Below are 3,985 nucleotides of genomic sequence, written 5' to 3' on the forward strand. Positions count from 1 at the left end.
GCAACACCAAATAAACTGAGTATCAAAAATTCCACATTTTTACCCGAGTAACATAACGCCGCATTAAGGTGTGAGCGGCGCTTGGCTATACTTGAGCGAAGCGAAACTGCCAAGCGTTGCGAATCACTCTTAAATGCTTTGTTAGATGCCAGATCGCTGAACCTAATTTAGTAGTGATAACGACACGAGATTATCGTTATCGCCTGGTCATCGACTGCGTAAACAAGCCTATTAGTATCATCAATACGGCGAGACCAAAAACCAGATAAGTTCTCTTTCAATGGCTCAGGTTTACCGATGCCCTCAAATGGAGAACGCTTAACATCATTGATGAGTTTATTGATGCGCTTGAGTGTTTTTTTGTCTTGAGTTTGCCAATACAGGTAATCATCCCAAGCGTCATCAGTCCACGACAGTAAACGCTGACTACTACTCATCAATTAACTCTCGTGCTGTTGTTTTACCAGCACGGTACTGTGCTATAGAACGGTTTAAGTGTTCAGCGTTTTGGGGAGAGCGTAGTAAGTGCACTGTCTCCATAAGGCTATTGTAGTAATCTAAAGACATAACCACAGCATCTTCAGAATCACGACGTGTAATAACTGTTGTATCAGCGTCATTAACTACACCGTCCAAAACAGCTTTGAGACCATTTCTTGCTTCAGTAAAAGATACGATTCTCATAAGAACCTCCACATGTACATTTAATGGAACAAGTATAGTCCTCACCACTCTACTTGTACAGTAAATTGAACATGCAATATTGATAAGGCAACTAACGCCGTTGTAACCGGCAAATAATAGTTGGCTAAATTTTGTGAGGCACGAACAAAGCCAACTGTTATTTGTCCGCGTTTACAACTTTGTTATATGCCGGTACTGGACGACGCAAAAAATTGGAAAAACACCATTAAAAACACTGCCAATATTAAGTAACCAGTAGCTGTAACAACCATTGGAATTACAACTGCTTGCCATAGTTTCAAAATTAATAATTTACGAATAACGAAAACAAAAATACCAATAGACAAAATAGTATTTGCTGTACCGTCCAGCTCAAATGTGAAAACTATAAGGTTACAAGCTAACTCGATAGCAGCAAGAGTTGAAGCAAGAATAAAAGACCGCTTAACTCGATGTGTGTCAACTTTAAGCCACTTGAGCACGATATAAAAAATACCAGCATAGATTGGTATCATTAGCAGTGGGAATAAATATTCTAGCACCAGACTCCCTTAGGCATATAACGCCCGCCTAAGCGGCAATTTAACAATGGGTTAAAATTATTGAGCGCCAGCGACAATAACCCATTGTTAATTGTCCGAGCGAGTTTACGAGCAAATTCAGGCGTTTGTTATGTGTATTTTACACTCGGTTTTTAAATATGACTGGTGTAAATAGCATACTTAATAAAATAATAAACGCTGTACCAAAACCAATGCTTTGCAATTGCTCGATACCTGTAAAGAATAAAACGATTGATAGAGCCAAAACTGCTAATTGACTAAAGCCAATAAGTCGTCTTTTTTGGAAATTACCAGACCCACGAAAGACCCAAAATAAAATTATTGGTAAAGCTAAAACGAGCAACGCTAATAATGGAAATATTGCTCCAGCTCCTCCGTGTGTCACTTAAACCTCCAATACACATAACGCCTCGCATAACGGGCTAATAAAGCTTGGCTATAATTGGTGAGGCACGAACCAAGCCAAGCTTTATTAGTCCATGCGTTGATGCGTTTGTTAGCTGTTTTGGAAGCCATAACCAAATTTAACGAAGCCTTTCAAAATTAACAAAGCTAAGACCACATATAGTAAACCAGTTAGAAAACCTATAGGTATAGCAACAATAAGCATTACAGGTAAAAATTCAAAAGCAGCACCAACACCACTATTAAAACCATAAGGGACCAAAATACCCAGAAACAAAACCAATAAAAACATTAGCGGTGTTGCAACAATATACTTTGTAATGTTCTCTGTGGGCTTAAACCAAACATAAATCGAATAAACAGCCCCAAATGGGACGTAATACCAAATCCAAATATCTTGAAGGTAATTTAACCCAAGCGGATAAAATATGATTGGTAGTAAGAAAACAATACTCAAATACAGTGCTTTATTCATAAAACAGCTAACGCTTTGCTAAGCGGCTAAGGACACGTTTGCTATACTGCGCGGAGCGCGAGCAAACTGTACGTGTCCGTTTGAGCAACTTGTTATATGCAGCGGTGGTTGTAGCCGAACACTGCACGGATTTAAGCCACCCGTAATAATAAAACCTGACCGTGAACTTTTACGCTACCCACTAAAGTCAGAACAAAATTAATAGCATTGCCACCTTTGAAAAAGGAATAAATGGCAATGCTTATTAGTGCAAACACCAAACCTTATTTAGCGTAAAACACTGATTAATAATATCTTGCCCTAATAAAAATTACTAAGAGCATATAACGCCACGCTAATGGGCGAAAAATTGTTGGCTAAAATGAGCGACGCAGGAGCAAAAAGCCAACTGTTTTTTGTCCCGTTGAGCGCCTTGTTAGTTGCCTGATATTTAAAGCAATAAGCTAACAAAACACTACCATATTTCTATACCAAACGGAAGAAACAGCAAGCACTCCCGCACTACACACCAAAGCCAGAACTTTGAGCCTTAAAAACTAAAGCCAGTTTAAACAAATAAACGTGAAAGGCGAAAACTGGATTGGGCAAAAAGGAAGAATGATATTTACGGCACTTCCATTGCCAAACCAAAGATTGAACCAGACACGAAACTACTTGTTAAGCACTAAACCAGCAAAAAAATAATACCGATTTAGTGCGGGCAACTAACGCCCATTTAAGGGGCTGATAATTGTTTGCTAAAATGTGTAGCGAAGCGAAACCGAGCAAACTGTTAGCAGTCCCGCTTTAAATTCTTGTTATGTTTACTTACTTCCAAGCCTTCAGATTTTTCAATTTTGATAGTGCTTCTTGTTCTTCAAGCGATACCCAACCTAGATGATAACCAAGTATCATGTTGTAGTGACTTTCAACTGCTTTCTCAGAAGCTGCCTTGCTAGTGAAATGCTGGTACTCGAAGTAATAAACCTTGTTTGGTTCAAAATTGTATTCGTAAGACAGGTTAGCGATCTTAATCAAAGCATTAGGCGTAAATGATATTTTGCGAGTACCTGGGTCGATTTCCACTTTCACAAAGCCAGGATAACCTATACAGCCTTTATGAATGTCATCGACGCCAACTAATAAACAGGCATTAACACCAGCCATATCTGGTTGAAAGAAATAAGCTATAGATTTACCATTGGAAGGTTGTTCGTGCATTTGAAATGCAGCACCTTTTGATTGTGTATCCGTACTTGCACAGCCCTGAATCATGAAGGCTATAATTATTGCTAGAATTCTCATTTTTATCCTTTATATAAATCTAGTGCCAAACTTTAGGTAAACATAACGCCCACGTTAAGGGGCTAAAAATTTGTTTGCTAAAATGTGTAGCGAAGCGAAACCGAGCAAACTGTTTTTAGTCCCGCTTGAACTGCTTGTTATAACGATGGCCACTCATCTTCTTCGATTCTTACAACAAAATCGTAATTCATTTCAGTGCCAAAAGGCTCAATTGGTAATTGATGATTACCTTTGATTATTTTCAAGTCGTTGTTACATTGCTGCTCGCTAAGGTAAGCTAAAGTATCATGTACGCCTGATTCTTTAGCCTCAAGAATTAGAGTAGATAAAACCTCTTTCTGGTGAGGCGATAAACTCTTAACAAATTCATTTTTTATTTGATTTTCTTTAGTATCAGGAAACCCATTTTCCACGACCCAATCAGCAACAACACTGTGACTGACACTCACTAAGTCATCAATAAATGATTTGTACTCTTCTAATGAATTCAACACCTAAACCTTTTCATCGTTATAACGCCTTAATAAACGGCGGAAAATAGCAGGCTAAACTAAGCGAAGAATGAGCGCAAGCC

General features: G+C 38.5%; 7 protein-coding genes. All 7 read right to left on the reverse strand.

What is annotated here, in order from left to right; translation table 11 throughout:
- Positions 1-167: 167 nt before the first annotated feature.
- The 7 genes from PULV_RS00075 to PULV_RS00105 all read right to left on the reverse strand — a co-directional run bounded on the left by PULV_RS00075 (position 168) and on the right by PULV_RS00105 (position 3,902).
- Positions 168-437, reverse strand: coding sequence for a Txe/YoeB family addiction module toxin (locus tag PULV_RS00075; protein WP_005464459.1), 270 nt, complete (start codon positions 435-437; stop codon positions 168-170).
- Positions 430-684, reverse strand: coding sequence for a type II toxin-antitoxin system Phd/YefM family antitoxin (locus tag PULV_RS00080; RefSeq protein WP_005526636.1), 255 nt, complete (start codon positions 682-684; stop codon positions 430-432). Before PULV_RS00080 ends, PULV_RS00075 begins: the two co-directional genes overlap by 8 nt.
- A 182-nt stretch (positions 685-866) precedes the next feature.
- Positions 867-1,226, reverse strand: coding sequence for a hypothetical protein (locus tag PULV_RS00085; RefSeq protein ID WP_193330567.1), 360 nt, complete (start codon positions 1,224-1,226; stop codon positions 867-869).
- Positions 1,227-1,365: 139 nt separating this feature from the next.
- Positions 1,366-1,632 (reverse strand): hypothetical protein, encoded by a 267-nt coding sequence (locus PULV_RS00090; protein WP_193330568.1) that lies wholly within the window; start codon positions 1,630-1,632, stop codon positions 1,366-1,368.
- Between the two features lie 111 nt (positions 1,633-1,743).
- Positions 1,744-2,127, reverse strand: a complete 384-nt coding sequence (locus PULV_RS00095) for a hypothetical protein (protein ID WP_193330569.1) — start codon at positions 2,125-2,127, stop codon at positions 1,744-1,746.
- 807 nt (positions 2,128-2,934) lie between these two features.
- Positions 2,935-3,411: a hypothetical protein gene (locus PULV_RS00100; protein ID WP_193330570.1), complete on the reverse strand. Its 477-nt coding sequence runs from the start codon at positions 3,409-3,411 to the stop codon at positions 2,935-2,937.
- Between the two features lie 137 nt (positions 3,412-3,548).
- Positions 3,549-3,902 (reverse strand): DUF6547 family protein, encoded by a 354-nt coding sequence (locus PULV_RS00105; RefSeq protein ID WP_193330571.1) that lies wholly within the window; start codon positions 3,900-3,902, stop codon positions 3,549-3,551.
- Between the last annotated feature and the right edge of the window lie 83 nt (positions 3,903-3,985).

Source organism: Pseudoalteromonas ulvae UL12, assembly GCF_014925405.1.
GTDB classification, from domain to species: Bacteria; Pseudomonadota; Gammaproteobacteria; order Enterobacterales; family Alteromonadaceae; genus Pseudoalteromonas; species Pseudoalteromonas ulvae.

Excerpts from the sequence above, each read along its gene's own strand:
- PULV_RS00075 (WP_005464459.1), bottom strand. The coding sequence starts at position 437 with ATGAGTAGTAGTCAGCGTTTACTGTCGTGGACTGATGACGCTTGGGAT.
- PULV_RS00080 (WP_005526636.1), bottom strand. The coding sequence starts at position 684 with ATGAGAATCGTATCTTTTACTGAAGCAAGAAATGGTCTCAAAGCTGTT.
- PULV_RS00095 (WP_193330569.1), bottom strand. The coding sequence starts at position 2,127 with ATGAATAAAGCACTGTATTTGAGTATTGTTTTCTTACTACCAATCATA.
- PULV_RS00100 (WP_193330570.1), bottom strand. The coding sequence starts at position 3,411 with ATGAGAATTCTAGCAATAATTATAGCCTTCATGATTCAGGGCTGTGCA.